This window comes from Amycolatopsis mediterranei, from assembly GCF_026017845.1.
Taxonomy (GTDB): domain Bacteria; phylum Actinomycetota; class Actinomycetes; order Mycobacteriales; family Pseudonocardiaceae; genus Amycolatopsis; species Amycolatopsis mediterranei.
This window is the reverse complement of sequence record NZ_CP100416.1, coordinates 4,652,601-4,668,995: the sequence shown is the minus strand read 5'-3', so window position 1 is coordinate 4,668,995 and position 16,395 is coordinate 4,652,601. Positions and strand designations below refer to the sequence as shown.

Annotated in this window: 12 protein-coding genes and 1 pseudogene; 4 read left to right on the top strand and 9 right to left on the bottom strand. The window is 72.8% G+C overall.

The annotated features are described in order from the left end of the window. Positions 1 to 105: 105 nt before the first annotated feature. The 8 genes and pseudogenes from ISP_RS21565 to ISP_RS21530 all read right to left on the bottom strand — a co-directional run. A pseudogene (locus ISP_RS21565) lies at positions 106 to 400 on the bottom strand (IS481 family transposase); the annotation flags it as partial. Next, positions 385 to 1,281 (bottom strand): NAD-dependent epimerase/dehydratase family protein, encoded by an 897-nt coding sequence (locus ISP_RS21560; RefSeq protein WP_013225862.1) that lies wholly within the window; start codon positions 1,279 to 1,281, stop codon positions 385 to 387. The pseudogene ISP_RS21565 and the gene ISP_RS21560, both read right to left, overlap by 16 nt. Continuing rightward, the gene (locus ISP_RS21555) at positions 1,278 to 2,816 is read right to left on the bottom strand and encodes a class I adenylate-forming enzyme family protein (protein WP_013225861.1); all 1,539 of its coding nucleotides are present in this window, start codon (positions 2,814 to 2,816) and stop codon (positions 1,278 to 1,280) included. The genes ISP_RS21560 and ISP_RS21555 overlap by 4 nt, the downstream gene beginning before the upstream one ends. Then, positions 2,813 to 3,994: a cytochrome P450 gene (locus ISP_RS21550; RefSeq protein WP_013225860.1), complete on the bottom strand. Its 1,182-nt coding sequence runs from the start codon at positions 3,992 to 3,994 to the stop codon at positions 2,813 to 2,815. Before ISP_RS21550 ends, ISP_RS21555 begins: the two co-directional genes overlap by 4 nt. Next, positions 3,991 to 4,749: a glycosyltransferase family 2 protein gene (locus tag ISP_RS21545; RefSeq protein WP_013225859.1), complete on the bottom strand. Its 759-nt coding sequence runs from the start codon at positions 4,747 to 4,749 to the stop codon at positions 3,991 to 3,993. Before ISP_RS21545 ends, ISP_RS21550 begins: the two co-directional genes overlap by 4 nt. Further along, complete coding sequence (locus ISP_RS21540) at positions 4,746 to 5,756, bottom strand: 3-oxoacyl-ACP synthase III family protein (protein ID WP_013225858.1); 1,011 nt, start codon at positions 5,754 to 5,756, stop codon at positions 4,746 to 4,748. Before ISP_RS21540 ends, ISP_RS21545 begins: the two co-directional genes overlap by 4 nt. A 13-nt stretch (positions 5,757 to 5,769) precedes the next feature. After that, positions 5,770 to 7,017: a beta-ketoacyl-[acyl-carrier-protein] synthase family protein gene (locus ISP_RS21535; protein ID WP_013225857.1), complete on the bottom strand. Its 1,248-nt coding sequence runs from the start codon at positions 7,015 to 7,017 to the stop codon at positions 5,770 to 5,772. Then, positions 7,014 to 7,271: an acyl carrier protein gene (locus ISP_RS21530; protein WP_013225856.1), complete on the bottom strand. Its 258-nt coding sequence runs from the start codon at positions 7,269 to 7,271 to the stop codon at positions 7,014 to 7,016. Before ISP_RS21530 ends, ISP_RS21535 begins: the two co-directional genes overlap by 4 nt. Before the next feature lie 173 nt (positions 7,272 to 7,444). Between ISP_RS21530 and ISP_RS21525 the strand changes: the two genes are divergently transcribed. Then, positions 7,445 to 8,647 (top strand): PucR family transcriptional regulator, encoded by a 1,203-nt coding sequence (locus ISP_RS21525; protein ID WP_230468878.1) that lies wholly within the window; start codon positions 7,445 to 7,447, stop codon positions 8,645 to 8,647. 39 nt (positions 8,648 to 8,686) lie between these two features. Here ISP_RS21525 and ISP_RS21520 read toward each other — a convergent pair whose 3' ends face one another. Next, a complete protein-coding gene (locus ISP_RS21520) occupies positions 8,687 to 10,075 on the bottom strand; it encodes an endo-1,4-beta-xylanase (RefSeq protein ID WP_013225854.1) in 1,389 nt (462 codons plus the stop codon). 189 nt (positions 10,076 to 10,264) lie between these two features. On the opposite strand from ISP_RS21520, the gene ISP_RS21515 reads away from it, so the two are divergent. From ISP_RS21515 to ISP_RS21505, 3 genes are all read left to right on the top strand, one after another. Then, positions 10,265 to 11,989, top strand: a complete 1,725-nt coding sequence (locus tag ISP_RS21515) for an ArnT family glycosyltransferase (RefSeq protein ID WP_013225853.1) — start codon at positions 10,265 to 10,267, stop codon at positions 11,987 to 11,989. 94 nt (positions 11,990 to 12,083) lie between these two features. Then, positions 12,084 to 12,428 carry a hypothetical protein gene (locus tag ISP_RS21510; protein ID WP_013225852.1) on the top strand — a complete coding sequence of 115 codons (345 nt, stop codon included), beginning with the start codon at positions 12,084 to 12,086 and terminating at the stop codon, positions 12,426 to 12,428. Positions 12,429 to 12,717: 289 nt separating this feature from the next. Next, a complete protein-coding gene (locus ISP_RS21505; RefSeq protein ID WP_013225851.1) occupies positions 12,718 to 16,374 on the top strand; it encodes a glycoside hydrolase family 3 C-terminal domain-containing protein in 3,657 nt (1,218 codons plus the stop codon). Positions 16,375 to 16,395 lie beyond the last annotated feature (21 nt).

The following is a 16,395-nucleotide window of genomic DNA, read 5'->3' as shown; positions in this document are numbered from 1 at the left end:
GACCGCTCGGCGGTCCACGTTCCCGGCTCGGCGCCCGTGATGCCGGCGAGTTCGCGGCGGCAGGCCTGGGTGTAGTGCCCCTGTGAGGTCGGGGACGCGGCTGGTTGGTCTGTTGCGCAGTTTCTTGATGTCCACGTGCACCAGGTCGCCGGGTGCGTCGTGTTCGTAGCGGCGGACTGGCCGGCCGGTGGACCGTGCAGGGATTGAGCCGGAGCAGGTAGGCGATCCGCGCGGGTCCCTACCTGCGGATCACCCGGACCTTGATGATCCGCCGTTCGGTCCTGCCGGGAAGCTGGTTGCGGCTGGTGTGCGGCCGGCACGTGTCGCCACGATCGCGACCTCCCCGGGCACCACAGCCAGGCCCGCGTGCCCGCCCGGCGCGCCTCACCGCGGCGGGAACGCCGTCGGGGCCGGCTCGTAGCCGAGGCGGTCGATCGCCGCGGTGATGTCCAAGGTGCGCTCCACCGCGAACTGGCTGATGACGTACCGGTTCAGGCGGCCGGCCGGGAACACCAGGGCGAGCGGGGTCAGCAAGGGGGCCGGTACGTACGCCGGGCGCACCGGCACGCCCGCCGAGGCCAGCAGCCCGCGCAGGGCCCAGTCGATCGTCACCGGGGCGCTGTCGGCGATGTTGAACACGTTCGGCCACCCCGGTTCGGCCGTCGCGGCGAGCAGGCAAGCGCGGGCCAGGCTGTCCACATCGGTCATGCTGACCAGCACCCGGCCGGTGCCGGGAACCAGCAGCCGGGTGCCCCGCACGTTCTGCAGCAGCCTCGGCAGCAGGGTCGTGTCCCCCGGGCCGTAGACGGCGTGGGGCCGCAGGACGACCGCGTCGCGGGCGATGGCCAGCACGAGCTGTTCGGCCGCGGCCTTGGCGGCCGCGTAGGCGTTGAGGTACCGGTCCACCGGAGCTTCGTGTTCCTTCGCCCGCACCGTCGGCCGGTACGGGTCGTACACGCTGGCGCTGCTGACGTGGACGAAACGGCAGTCCGGGAACGACGCCAGCACGTGGTGGGTGCCGAGCAGGTTGGTCCGCCACACCTCGCGGGCCACGCCGGTGTCGGTCGCCGACGCCGCGCAGTGCACCACCGCGTCGACCTCGGGCGGATCGGCGAGCTTGGCCGCCCCGACGTCCCACGACCGGTACGCGGCCCCGCCGACGTGCCGGGCGTCCGCCGCGGCGCGCCTGCCGAAGGCGCTCACCTGCCAGCCCGCGGCCGCGGCGGCCCGGCAGACCGCGCCGCCGACGAACCCGGTCGCGCCGGTCACCGCGAGCCTCACGGCCGGCTCGCGGTCATCAGCTCGCGCAGGCGGCTCCGGTCGAGCTTGCGGGACCGGCCCGAGCGCGGCAGCTCCGGCAGGACGACGATGCGGTCGGGCACGGCTTCGGCGTCGATCAGCTCGGGCAGCTGCCTGCGGAGCCGCCGGACGAGGCGGGCCGGGTCGGTGTCGGCGCCGTCGGCCACGACCGCCAGCACCACGCTCTCGTCCCCGGTCAGCGGATCGGGCGTCCCGACCATCGCCGCTTCCCGGACCCCCGCCAGCAGCGCGATCGACGGCTCGTACAGCCCCGGGTAGATGTTGTACGAGCCCCGGATCAGCATGTCCTTCTTGCGGCCCGTCATGACGATCCGGCCCGCCCCGTCCAGCCGGGCCAGGTCGCCGGTGGCCAGCTCGGTCAGCGGCGGCGCACCGAGGTAGCCGAGACAGGCGTTGGGGGCCGACACCAGCAGTTCGCCGTCACCGGCGATCCGGACGCTCACCCCGGGCGACGGCGTCCCGAGCAGATCGCCCGGGAGCCCCCGCTCGATGTGCGCCAGCTTGTCCTCGGCACGGGCGACCGCGAGCGGGATCGCTTCGGTCATCGCGTAGATCGAGAGCACCTGCCCGGCGGGAACCGCGGCCATCGCCTGCCGCAGCACCGCTGGTGCCGCGGGCGCGGACCCCATCACCAGGTGGCGGACGTGCTCCGGCCAGTGCGGGAACACGCCGAACACCTCGGCCAGGTGCACCGGTACCCCGTAGGCGTGGGTCACCCGCCGGTCCACGAGGTCGCGCGCGAAACGCCCCGGCGGCGCGGACGGCTTCGGCAGGGAGAGCCGGGCGCCGCCCAGCAGCGCGGGCAGGCCGGCCATGATGCCGTCGGCGTGCATCACGTCCCCGGGCGCGAACGGCAGGTGCTCGCCCAGCATCATCACCGCCGCGGTGAGCGACCGCAGCGAGTGCACGACGCCCTTCGGCTGCTCCGTGGTGCCCGAGGTGAACACGATCAGCGCGGGTGCGTCCGGGTCCCGTTCCGGGGCCGTGCCCGGCGCGCGGCCGAGAAGGTCCTTGAGGGCCAGGGCCGCGCGCGGCACCCCGGGCAACCGGCGTCCGATGTGGACGTGCCGGATCCCGGGGTCGCCGATCGGCTGCCGCAGGTCCGGCACCGGCCAGCCGCGGCGACGGCAGAACGTGCGGGCCGGGCCGATCACGCTGGTCGTGTAGAACAGCGACTCCGCGATCAGCCAGCGCGGGCGGCAGGCCCGCAGCCGCGCCGACACCAGGGCCGGGCCGACCGCCGTGTCCGCCGACACGAGCACCGCACCGGCCTGCAGCGCCCCCAGGAACAGGCCGAGCGCGGTGGCCGAGTTCCGGACGGCGAACAGCACGCCGTCGCCGGGCTCGAGGCCCTCGGCCCGCAGCCCGGCGCCGACCTCGAGGGCGAGGCGGCGCAGTTCGCCGAAGGTCGTCGTGCGGCCGTCCGGATCGATGACGGCGACGTCGCCGGGCCGCTGCCCGGCGGTGCTCAGGAATCGGGTCACGAAATCGTTCATGCGCGGCTGACCTCCAGGCGCCGGTAGGCGGGGAAGAGCACCCCGGGTGCCGCGCGGCGTGCGGTGATCCGCAGCGCCGCGGGGCCGGCCAGGGTGCCGAGGATGGCGTGGATCTCGGCCATGGCCAGCGGGTAGCCGAGGCAGAAGTGCGGCCCCGCCCCGAACCACAGCCGCCGCAGCTCCGGCGGGTGCGGGCGGGCGAGGTCGAACCGGCCGTGCGCCCGGGCGCAGTTGAGAGTCGACAAAACGACCCGGTCCCCCGCGCGCACGGCGACCCCGCCGATCCGCCCCGACCGGACGGCGTTGCGCAGGATGATCGGCGCCGGGGTGATCAGGCGGGCCGTTTCGTGGATCGCGGCCTCCATCGGCCGGGTGTCGCCATCGCGGTACGCGGCGGCGACCCCGGCCAGCGCACCGTGGTCGTGGAGCACCGCGACCATCCGGGGCAGCAGGCTGGTGATCGTCTCGGTGCCCGCGATCAGGAACGCCGAGGCGAGCCCCCGGGCCTCGTCTTCGGTGAGCCCGAAACTGCGCATCCGCCCGACCGCGGTGGTTTCGTCGCCCTTTTCCCACGCGAGCGATGTGGTCGCGCCGATCTCCGCGACGATCGCACGGGCCCGGGCGATCTGCCGGTCGCTCAGGCTGAGCTTGCCCAGCTTGACCAGGCCGATGATCGCGGTGGCCTGGCCGGTCATCCGCAGGTACGCCGCCTCCCGCTCCGCCGTGGACCCGGTCACGGTGAACCCGACCAGTGCACTGGTCACCGCCCCGGCGACGATCTTCGTCGTCCGCACGACATCCACCGGACGGCCGGCGCGCAGGGCCTCGGCCGTCCGGGCCAGCGGTTCCGTGCACGCCGCGTCGACCAGCTGGCGGACGTAGGCCGGCGTGAAGAACTCGGCGAGCTTGCGCCGCATGGCCCGGTGCTCCGGGCCGTCCATGTTGACCAGCATCGACGGGCCGAAGACCGGGGTCCACAGGTCCGCTTCGGTGCCGCCGCCGCTGCGGAAGGTCTCGGTGTCGGTCAGCACTTCCCGGGCGGCCGCCGCCTCGTTCACGACGACCCCGAGCCCGGGCACCCGCACCGCGGGGCCGAGCCGGCCGAGGACGCGGACCACCGGGTACGCGAGCGGGTGCGCCGCCAGTTGGAGCCGCAGCTCGTGCGCGGCCGCCTTCATCGGACGTCCACCGTTTCGCCGCGGTAGCCGTGGCTGGTGTACCAGGCGAAGGTGTTGCGGATGCCCCACGCCTTGGTCCGCCGCTGCGACCAGTAGACGACCATGTCCCGCCGCCGCCCGTAGGCCCGGGTGACGCACCGGACGCGGTTCACCAGCGTCCGGTCCTCGTGGTCCTCTTCGATGCAGGACCGCGGATAGCCGCCGCACCGCTCGTACAGGCTTGCGGTGATGGCCGTGTTCCCGCCCGCGCACAACAGGTACGGCCCGAGGTACTCCGGCCCGCGGTTGGCGCGGCGGAACCGCGCGGCGTACCCGCCGAACCCGACCAGGAACGCCAGCACGGCCCGCTCGGTCCGTGGCACGGCGAAGTCGTCGGTGCGTGCCTTGAACCGGCCCCCGATCAGCTCCAGCCCGGACGCGAAGCCCCGCATGACCGCTTCGGTCCACTGTGGAGCGACGAGGCAGTCGGCGTCGGTCCGGGCCAGGTGGGTGGCCCCGTTTTCGATGGCCTGGCGCATCCCGGTGTCACAGGCCGCGCCGGTGCCCTTCTGCCGCTCGCCGATCACCCGCACGTCCATCTCGGGGTGCGCGGCGGCGAAGGCGCGGACGACGTCGGCCGTGGCGTCCGTGCTCGCGTTGTCCACCACCAGCACGGTGAAGTCACGGAAACGCTGGGCGGCGAGCGACCGCAGCGGTCCCTCGATCCACTTTTCCTCGTTGTACGCGGGGATGATCACCCACAGCCGCCCGGTCATGACGGCAGCTCCGCGAACACCGTGCCGACGCTGACGCCCCCGGCCAGCCCGATGAACGCGACCTTGTCGCCCGGCCCGCACCGGCCCGACTCCAGCGCCAGGCTCAGCTGCAGCGGCAGGCTGCACGAAGCGACGTTGCCGTGCTCGGCGATCGTCACGACGAGCTTGTCTTCGGGCACCCCGCTGCAGTCCAGGAACGCCCGCAGGTGCGGCACACCGACCTGGTGCACGCAGAACAGCGCGAAGTCGTCCCGGCTCAGGCCGGTGCGGGCCAGTGCCGCGTCCAGCTGCGGCCGGATGCCGCGCACGACGGACTCCATCAGGGTGCGGCCGTCGCCCGTCAGGTAGCCGTCGGTGACCGGGTCACGGGAGTTCGCGCCGCCGTGCCCCGGAATCGAGGCGACGTCCCAGCAGGACGAATCGGCCGAGAAGTCCCGGTGGAACAGGCCCGGTGCGGCCGAGGCTTCCAGCAGCATCGCCGCACCGGCGTCGGACAGGGTGTACCCGGCGAGGGAGTCCACGAACTGCTCGCGGTCGGCGACCGACCACCGGACCACCCGGGAGCCGGTCTCGCCGGTGCACACCAGGACGCGGCGGTACTGCCCGGAGCGGATGAGCGCTTCGGCGACCTGCATCCCGTTGAGGAAGCTGTTGCAGGCGTTCTTGACGTCGAACACCGGGCAGGACGCGCCGAGCTTCGCGGCCACGACGTGCGCTGTGGCCGGTTCGATGAGGTCCTGGGAGGCGGACGCGAACACGAGCAGGTCCACGTCGTGCGCACCCAAGCCCGCGCCGGACAGCAGTTTCGCGGCCGCGGCCACGGCGAGGTCGGAGGCGAGCTCCCCGGTAGCGGCGCGGTGCCGGGTCTTGATCCCGCTGAGCTTGCGGATCGCCCCCGGCCGGGGCGTGAAGCCCGGGCTCTCGCGGTCGATGCGGGCCTCGATCTCGCGGTCGGTGACCAGAGCCGGGGGCAGGTAGGCGGACACCCCGCCGATCGCCACGTGCATGACACCGTCCTTTCTAGACACCGGCGAACGCCAGCGTCACGTTGTGCCCGCCGAAGCCGAACGAGTTGCTGATCGCCGCGGTGAGCGTGACGCGGCGGGGCTCGCCGGCCACGACGTCGAGGCCGATGCGGTCGTCGAGCGTGTCGAGGTTGGCCGTGGGCGGGACCAGGCCGTCCCGGACCGACAGCACGGTCGCGATGGCTTCGACCGCGCCGGAGCCGCCGAGCAGGTGCCCCAGCGCCCCCTTCGGCGCGGTGACCACCGGCCCGTCGCCGAGCACGCGCCGGATCGTGGCGCTCTCGGTGAGATCCCCCAGCGGCGTCGACGTCGCGTGCGCGTTCACGTGGCCGATGTCGGCGGCCGCGAGTCCCGCGCGGCGCAGCGCCGTGGTGATGGCGGTGCCCTGCCCGGCGCCGTCGGGGTCCGGCGCGGTGATGTGGTGGGCGTCGTTGCTCATACCCACGCCGGCGAGCCTGCCGTACGCCTTCGCGCCGCGCGCCGCGGCGAAGTCCGCGCGCTCCAGCACCAGGATGCCCGCCCCCTCCCCCAGCACGAAACCGTCCCGGCCCGCGTCGAACGGGCGGGATGCCGTCTCGGGACTGGCGTTGCGGGTGCTCATCGACCGCGCCCGGGTGAACCCCGCCATGATGGCGGGCGTGATGCAGGCGTCCGTGCCGCCCGCGACCACGACGTCGGCCTCCCCCGCCACGATCATCCGCCACGCCCAGGCGATCGCCTCGGCCCCGGACGCGCACGCCGACATCGGGGCGTGCACCCCGGCCCGCGCCCGCAGCGCGAGGCCGACCAGCGCGGCCGGGCCGTTGGGCATGACCATCGGGATCAGCTGCGGCGACACCGCCCGCAGCCCCCGCTCCCGCAGCGCGTCGTGCTGGGTGACCAGCGTCGTCGCGCCGCCGATCCCGGTGCCGATCACCACGCCGCAGCGCACGGGATCCACCGTGTCCTCGGCCAGGTCCGCGTCCCGGCACGCCTGCCGGGACGCGACCACGGCCAGCTGTTCGGCCCGGTCCATGCGCTTGAGCTCGACGTAGTCCAGTTCCCCGTCGGGTTCGACGGCGAGCCGCGCGGCGATGCGCACCGGGAACCGGTACTCGCGCGTCCACTCGGTGTCCAAGGTGGACACCCCGGGCCGTCCGTCGAGCAGCCCCCGCCAGGTGGTGGCCACGTCGCCGCCCAGCGGTGTGGTCGCGCCGACGCCGGTGACCACCACCTCGACGCCGGTGCGCGGCGAGCTGTTCACGCCGCGGCGCGCAGGTAGTCGGCGACGTCGCCGAAGGTCTGCAGCCGGTGCAGGCCGTCCTCGGGGATCGTCAGGCCGTAGTTGTTCTCGATCTCGTCGGTCAGCTCGACCATGGCCAGCGAGTCGATGTCCAGTTCGTCGCGCAGCGACAGCCCGGTCAGCGGGCGGCCGGCGGACAGCGCCACCGGGTCGGTGCCGGACACCTTCGCGATCAGCTGGACCAGGGTGCGCTCGACGTCGTCCGAAGGGCTCACGAGTTACCTCTCACGGGTGTTCGGGGCGGGGGTACCGGGCCGGATGGCCACCTCGAGCAGGCTGGCAACGGGCGCTGACCGACAGCTGACGGGTGGCCCGGATTCCGGCCCGGCTGTGCGCCGTGCACAACCGGTTCGCGGCACCGGCCCACCCGCCGGGCTATGGTCGGCGGATGCCGGGGCACCCGCACGCGTCCAGGAGGGTCATCCGCGAGGTGGCCGCCGTCGTGCTCACCGAGCTGCCGTCGTTCGCCGACCGGCTGACCGAGCGGGGTGTGGTCGAGGAGAAGACGTTCTACGCGCGCGGGGACTGGGTGGCGCCCGCGGACATGCGGCAGTCGTTCATGGACAACGCCCGCAGCGCGCTGGTCCTGATGACCGACGGGTTCGAAACGCGGGCCGACTGGATCGCGGCCCCGCTGGCCACCGGCCGCCGCCGCGCCGAACAGGGCGTGCCCCTGGAGGCGGTGCTGCACCTGTTCCGGCTGGGCACCGAGCTGCTGTGGGAGATGCTGCTGGCCGCGGCCCGCCGCCGGTCACCGGACGAGCTGGCCGAGTTCGTCGACAGCGTGATGGTGCTGTGGCAGGCGACCGACCGCGTCTCGACGGCGATGGTCGAGGGGTACCGCTCGCGCGAGATCCAGCTGCAGACCCGGGTGAACCGGCGCCGGGAGCGGCTGGTCCGGGTGCTCGTCGAGGGCCGGGGCGTCGACCCGGCCGTGGCCGCGGACGCCGAGGCCGACCTCGGCCTGCCCGGGCACGGCCGGTACGTCGTGGTCCTGGTGGTCTGCGATCTGACGGCCGAGGAGATGGGGCCCGTGCCCGAGCTGGCGGCGCTCGGGGTGCGCGTGGTCGTGGCGCCCTACCGGGACCGGGTGGTGTGGCTGGTGGAGCTGGGCGGGCACACCGCCGACCGGCTGGCCGGCCTCCTGGCCCCTCACCTGCGCCACCGGGCGGCCCTGTCCGGCGAGGTCGACGGCCTGGCCGAGATCGGCATCGCCTACCAGCTGGCGGAAATCGCGCTGCACACGCAGGCCCCGGACGTGCCGGGCCTCGCCGTGCTCGACGACCGGCTGCCCGAGGCACTGGTCGTCGCCAGCCCGCGGCTGGCCCACCGGCTGGCGGCCCGGACCCTGGGCCGCGTCCTGGACCTCGAAGACGAGGAGCGCCAGGTCCTGCTGGACACCCTGCGGGCCTGGTTCGGCGCGGACCGCTCCCCCACCCGCGCGGGCGAACTGCTGTACTGCCACCGCAACACGGTGCTCAACCGGCTGCGCAAACTCGAGCAGCTGACCGGGGCGTCCCTGGAAGACGACCGCCACCAGCTGTGCTGCCGGCTGGCCTTGCTGGCCCACGACCACCTGCGCCGCGAGTGACTCGCCCGCGAAGCTTCGCGGACGAGTCACTCGCGCCGGTCAGGAGGCGCTGCAGCTGACGCCGGGCCAGGTCCAGTTCCCGTTGGTCATGATGGTGACACCCCAGTTGTTGCCGCTGCCGTTGGGTGTCGCGATGAGCACCTGGCTGCTGGGCCAGGTGGCGTTGATGTTCCAGGTGGTGCTGATCCGCTCGGGGCTGGGCACGTTCATCGTGACCGTCCACGAGGAGGAGCCGCTGACCGAGACGTTCAGGTTGTACCGGTCACCCCAGGACTGCCCGGCCGAAAGCGTTGCCGTGCAACTGCCCCCGCCCGGTGTCGTGGGCGTGGTCGTCGGGGTCGTGGTGTCCGTCGGGGTGGTCGTGGGTGTCGTCGGTGTCGTGGTCGGGCCGGGGCCGGCGGCGTTGAGGGCGTTCAGCACCGAGTTGTAGGCGGCCTTCTTGTTGCCGTTGCCGTCGAACAGCAGCGGGCTCTCGCTGGACCGCCAGGAGTCGCTGTCCCGCACACCCCACACGGTGATGCCGACGCAGCGGGCGACGTTCATGCACGCCTGGGTCAGCGCCGAGTACTGCGAAGTGTTCGCGTTCGTGACGTCGACCTCGGTCAGCGCCACGTCGACGCCGAGCGCCGCGAAGCTGGAGATCGTGGTCTGCAGGCTGCTCGGGACCGAGCTGCCGCCGGTGAAGTGGGCCTGCAGCCCGACGCAGTCGATCGGCACGCCGCGGGACTTGAAGTCCTGGACCATGCGGTAGACGCCTTGGGTCTTGGCGTAGTTCCAGTTGTCGATGTTGTAGTCGTTGTAGCACAGCTTGGTCGACGGGTCGGCCGCGCGGGCGGTCCGGAAGGCGACCTCGATCCAGTCGTTGCCGGTGCCCTGCAGGTTGGACTGACGACGGCTGCCGTCTTCGTTGTAGGCCTCGTTGACCACGTCCCAGTAGGCGAGCTTGCCCTGGTAGTGGGCCATCACCTTCTGGATGTGGTTGATCATCGCGCTGCGCAGCGCACTGCCGCCCATGCTCTGCATCCAGCCGGGTTGCTGCCCGTGCCAGGCGAGGGTGTGCCCCCGGACCCGGGAACCGTGGCTGATCGCCCAGTTGTAGACCTGGTCGCCCGCCGAGAAGTTGAACTGGTTCTGGTTCGGCTCGGTCGCGTCCGGCTTCATTTCGTTTTCGGGCGTCACCATGTTGAACTCGCGCGCCGCGATCGTGGTGTAGGCCGAATTGCTCAGCCGACCGGCGGCGATCGCCGTGCCGAAGTACCGGCCGGACTGTGCGGCCGCGGCGCCCAGCGTGCTCGCCGCGGCGTCCGCGCCGGGCGCCGTCACCAGCACGGTTGCGGTCGCGGCCAAGGTCGCCACGCCCGCCAGTACTCGAGTGGTCGTCGACCGCCACCAGCGCCTGCGGCGCAGGTCCGACGAACTTTCCGCCATCCGTGGTCTCCTTCGGTGAAATTCCCCCGTTGCCAGCAGCAGAGCACGCCGCCGGAGCGCCGCGCAAAAAGTTTCGATCGACTTTCGGACCTTCCGCTCCGGAAAGCCGGAACCGGTGAAAATTACGCGCCTTCCGGATCGGAGCCCGGCACCGCGGACGGCGGGAGAATCCGGCCGAGGAGGTGACCGGTGCCGGAGACGTCGACCGCGGGCGGCCAGGGGGCGCGCTCAACCATCGCCGCCGCCGGACGTCTCCGGGAAGTGATCACCGAGGGCATCCGGGAGGACGTGCCGACCGGCGCACCCCGGCCCGGCCGGTGGTGGCCCGCGGTCGCCGCGGTCGTGCTGCTCGCCGGGATGGCGGTCGCGATGATCACGACGGCCGTGGAACAGACCCCGACCATCGACGAGCCGGTCTACATCGGCACGGCGGTCTACTCCCTCGAACACCACAGCCTGCGGTTCAACCCCGAGCACCCGCCGCTGGGCAAGCTGCTCATCGCCACCGGGCCGGCCTTCGCGGACGTGCACGTCGACGCCGGGTTCGCCGGCGACCAGGCACAGCTCGGCCGGTCCGTGCTCTACGAATCGGGCCACGACCCGGGCCGGCTGCTGCTGCTGGCGCGGTTGCCGGTGATCGTGCTGACGCTGCTGTTCGGGCTGGTCGTCTTCGCCTTCGCCCGCGATCTGGCCGGGCCGGCCGGCGGCGTGGTGGCGCTCGCGCTGTATGCGCTTTCCCCCGACCTCGTCGCGCACGGGTCACTGGCGACCCTCGACGTGCCGGTGGCCGGTTTCCTGGTGACGTCGGCCTGGCTGCTGTGGCGCGCCCGGCGCCGTCCCGGCCGCTACCTTCCGCTCGCGGCGCTCGCCCTGGGCGCGGCCGTGGCCACGAAGATGAGCGCCCTGGCCGCGGTTCCGGTCGTGCTGCTCCTGGTCGTGCTCTCCGTCCGGCAGGCCGGCCGCGCCTCCGGTCCACAACGGACACTCCGGCGGCTCGGCGCCGGTGCCGCGGCGGCCCTCGGCGTCGCGCTGATCGCGGTCGCCGTGGTGTGGGTTTCGTACCTGGTCGTCGATCCGCGGCTGCGCTGGGTGCCGCCACCGGGTCTGCCGCCCGCCGAAGGCCTGCGCTCGCTCGCGCGCCTGCTGCCGCTGCCCGGCCCGTACCTCGACGGGATGCGCGTCCAGTTCGGCTTCGAAGACCAGGTGTGGACCACCTTCCTGTTCGGCAGCCGCCACGTCGGTGCGCTGTGGTACTACCTCCCGGCCGCGCTGCTGGTGAAGACCCCGCTGGGCACGCTGGCGCTCTGGGCGGCCGGCGTCGTCACGATGGCCGCGGTACCACGGCTGCGCCCGGCGGCGTCGTACGTCCTCCTCCCCGCGGCCGTGTTGCTGGCCGCGGCCATGACGGGCAGCCGCGACCTGGGTGTCCGGTACGCGCTTTTCCTGCCGATGTTCCTGGCCGTCGCGGCGGCGGGGGTGGTCGCCGTCCGCCGCCGGTGGGCGGCCGTCGCCGTGGTGGCCCTGGTCGCGTTCACGGCGGTCAGCGCGCTGCGCACGTTCCCCTACTACCTGCCCTACGCCAACGAGGCCTTCGGCGGCCCGGAGGGAACCCACCGCCAGCTGCACGACTCGAACGTCGACTGGGGCCAGGACCTGGGCCGGCTGGCCGACCGCCTGAAGCAGCGCTATCCGGGTGAGCGGGTGTGGCTGGTCTACAAGGGCAGCGGGGTGCCGTCGTACTACGGCATCGAGGCCGCGGACCCGCTCGCCGTGCCCCCGGAGGCCGTGCACGGACTGCTCGTCGTCTCGGATTCCGCCATCGCCAAGGCGGACGACCGCCTGGGGCTGCTGCTCCGCACGAGCACGCCCATCGACGAGGTCGGCCACTCCATCACGATCCACCGCCGGCCGTGACCCGGACGCCGACGACACGATCCTCGCGCCGGGTTCGCGCACCCGGCTTCCCGGCCCGCCGACGTCGCTCCCCGCCGTCCGGCATGATGGCCGGGTGCCCCGTCGTGAACTCCGCCCGCGCCAGGTCTGGCTGATCGGCGTCCCGCTCAACCTGCTGCTGGCCATCCCGGCCGCCTACCCGGTCGCCTTCGGGATGCTGGCGGCGCAGGTCCTGGCGGGCGAGCTCGGCTGGGTCCCGATCGACCCCACGGTCGTCGACGACGGCGCGGGCTTCATCATCATGCTCGGCGTGGTGGCGGTGGTGTTCACCGGGCTGGTCGTGGCCGGCTTGAACGCCCTGTTCGCTTTCCGCGCACCGCAGCTGAAGGCGAGCCACTACTGGCTCGCGGTAGCCCTGCTGATCGTGGTTCCCGACGTCCTCTACTGGACCAACCGCTGAGAGCTCAGCTCGGAATGAGTTTCGCAGGCGGATCACGGAGCAGGCCACTGCCCGGCTGACCCGCCCCGGACGTTCGCCCAGGGGGCCGCCGGTGAAACTTTCAGCCGCCACCGGGCCTCGGCCAGCGGTGACGCCGGGCCGGCCGTGAATTGCTTGCCAGAACCGGATCCCTTGCGAACGATGGTGACGGACCAGCCTGCGAACCGGCGGTTCCCTCGGCCGGCGGCGGGCCAGTGCTCCTGGCACGGCCGGAGCACCCAGCCCATCGACCTTCTGCGACGGAGATCCGATGTCCTTGCGCTTCCCCGGCCGGCGACGGGTACGGCTGACCGCCGTGCCCCTGCTGGCCGCCACCCTGACCGCGGCCACGCTCGTCCCGGCCGCGTCGGCGGCTCCCGCGCAGCCGGCCGCGCTGCCGGTCTACCGCGACACGCACTACAGCTTCGCCGAGCGAGCCGCCGACCTCGTCGCCCGGATGACCCTGCCCGAAAAGGTGCTGCAGCTGCGCACCAACAGCGCGCCGGCCATCCCGCGGCTCGGCGTGCAGCAGTACACGTACTGGAGCGAGGGCCAGCACGGCCTCAACACGCTCGGCGCGAACACGAACGACGGCACGGTGACCGGCGGGGTGCACGCCACCAGCTTCCCGACGAACCTGGCGAGCACGATGTCCTGGGACCCGGAGCTGATCCAGCAGGAGACCACCGCGATCTCCGACGAGGCCCGCGGCATGCTGGACAAGTCGCTGTGGGGCGTCGCGCAGAACAACATCGGCCCGGACAAGAACAACTACGGCTCCCTGACCTACTGGGCGCCGACGGTCAACCTCGATCGCGACCCGCGCTGGGGCCGCACCGACGAAGGCTTCGGCGAAGACCCGTACCTGGTCGCGAAGATGGCCGGCGCGTTCGTCAACGGCTACCAGGGCCAGACCGCGTCCGGCCGGCCGGCGACGCCGTACCTCAAGGTCGCGGCCACCGCCAAGCACTACGCGCTCAACAACGTCGAAAACGACCGGCACGCGGACTCCTCGGACACGACCGAGGCCAACCTCCGCGACTACTACACCAAGCAGTTCCGGAACCTGATCCAGGACGCGCACGTGTCCGGCCTGATGACGTCGTACAACGCGATCAACGGCACCCCGTCGCCGTCCGACACGTACACGGCGAACGCCATCGCCCAGCGCACCTACGGCTTCGACGGCTACACCACGTCCGACTGCGGCGCGGTCGGCGACGTCTACGCGCCCGGCAGCCACAACTGGGCGCCGCCCGGCTGGACCACGGCCACCTCCAACGGCGGCACGCAGTGGACGAACACCGCGACCGGGCAGCAGGTCGCCGGCGCCGCCGGCGGCCAGGCGTACGCGCTGCGCGCGGGCACCCAGCTCAACTGCACCGGCACGGAAGCCACCGTGGCCAACATCCAGGAGGCCATCAAGGCCGGGGTGCTCTCCGAAGGCGTGCTCGACAACGCGCTGGTGCACGTGTTCACCACGCGCATGCAGACCGGCGAGTTCGACCCGCCGGACCGGGTGGCCTACACGAAGATCACCAAGGACGTCATCCAGAGCCCCGAGCACCAGGCGCTGGCCGCGAAGGTCGCCGCCCACTCGCTGGTGCTGCTGAAGAACGACCCGGTCCCCGGCACCGCCGCGCCGCTGCTGCCCGCCGATCCGGCCAAGCTCGGCACCGTGGTCGTCGTCGGCGACCTCGCGGGCAAGGTCACCCTCGGCGGCTACTCCGGCGAACCCGCGCTCCAGGTGAACGCGGTGCAGGGCATCACCTCCGCGGTCAAGGCGGCGAATCCGGCTGCCACGGTCACGTTCGACGCGTGCGGCACGTCCACCGCCACGACGACGGCGGCGAGCTGCTCGGCGGAGACCCTGGCCGCGCTGAAGACGGCCGACCTGGTCGTGGTGTTCGCGGGAACCGACGGGAACGTGGCCACCGAGGGCCGGGACCGCACCACCATCGCCATGCCCGGCAACTACGACTCGCTGATCGACCAGGTCAAGGCGGCCGGCAACCCGCGGACCGCGCTGGCCGTCCAGGCGGGCGGCGCCGTCTCCCTCGGCCACGCCGCGGGCATTCCGGGCATCGTGTTCAGCGGGTACAACGGCGAAAGCCAGGGCACCGCGCTGGCCGACGTGCTGTTCGGCAAGCAGAACCCCAGCGGGCACCTGAACTTCACCTGGTACGCCGACGACTCGCAGCTGCCCGCCATCAAGAACTACGGGCTGACGCCGTCGCAGACCGGCGGCCTCGGCCGGACCTACCAGTACTTCACCGGCACGCCGGCGTACCCGTTCGGCTACGGCCTCTCGTACACGAAGTTCGCCTACTCCCGCGTGCACGCGGACACCTGGGCCGCCGACGCGAACGGGCAGGTGACCGTGCACGTGGACGTGACCAACACCGGCAGCACGCCCGGGGCCACCGTCGCCCAGCTGTACGCGGCCACGGCGTTCGGCGTGCCCGGTGTGGAACTGCCGCGCCAGCGCCTGGCCGGCTTCGCGAAGACCGACGTGCTCGCCCCCGGCCGGACCCAGCACCTGGCCATCCCGGTGCGGATCGGTGATCTGGCGTTCTGGGACGAGGGGAAGCGCCGCGAAGTGGTGCACCCCGGTGCCTACCGGTTCGGCGTGGGCGCCGATTCGGCCCACCTCGCCGGCACCGCCCCGGTGGCCGTCACCGGAGCGATCAGGCCGAAGACCCAGTACGTGACCGTGCAGCCGGACCAGGTCGTGTTCGCGCCGGGTCAGCGCCTCGACCTGACCGCGAAGAACCCGTGGATCGCCGACGACACCGCCCAGGCCGGCCAGCACGTGCCGGCCGACCACATCGTCGAAGCGGTGCACGACGACCAGTCGTTCGTCGACCTCTCACGGGCCCGGATCGGCTACCGCAGCAGCGATCCGCGGGTGGCCCAGGTGAGCCGGACCGGCCAGGTGACCATGGTGGCGCCCGGCGTCGCGACCATCAGCGTCACGGTCGACGGCGTCACCGGCACCACGCCGGTGGTGGTCGAGCAGCCGTTCACGCTCACGGCACCGGACCGGGTGCAGGCGGGCAGGACCTACACCGCCACCACCACGCTGCCGAACCCGGCGGGCGCCCGGCCGCTGCGCGACGTCGCCATGACGCTCAGCGGACCGGCCGGCTGGACCGTCAAGGCCACCTCGCCCTCGACGTTCGCCACCGTGCCTGCCGGGCAGACCGTCAGCACCACCTGGGAGATCGGCGTCCCGGCCTCGGCGGAACCCGGCAAGTTCGACCTGTCGGCGCAGGCCACGTTCACCTCGGCCAACGGGCGGGGCACATCGACGGACGCGACGACCGTGCTGTTGCCGCACCCGCCGTACCCGTCGTTCCCCGCGGCGTACAACAACGTCGGCGTCAGCGACGACGCCACGCCCGGCGCGGGCAACTTCGACGGCGGCAACGCGAGCTTCTCCGCGCAGGCACTGGCCGCGGCGACGCCAAGCCTGACCCCGGGAGCGACGTTCACCCACGACGGGCTGACGTTCACCTGGCCGGACGTACCGACCGGCAGCCCGGACAACGTGGTCGCGGGCGGCGTGGCCGGCGGCCAGACGATCGCGATCTCCGGCACCGGCCACACGCTGGGCCTGATCGGCGCCGGCGACTACGGCAGCCCGAGCGGAACGGCAACGGTGACGTACACGGACGGAACGACCGAGTCCCACTCGGTGAGTTTCGCGGACTGGTGGTCCAACGCGGCCACCGGCGGCGACATCCTCACCACGTTGCCGTACCTGAACAACAGCAGCGGGCAGCTGAACCAGCAGGTCAGCCTGTACTACGCCCCGATCCCGCTGCAGCCGGGCAAGACGGTGCAGTACGTGACGCTCCCGGACGTCAGCGACGGAGCGAACATGGGCACGGCGGCGATGCACATCTTCTCGATCGCCATCGGCTGACCGAGGGGTCCCGTCCCGCCG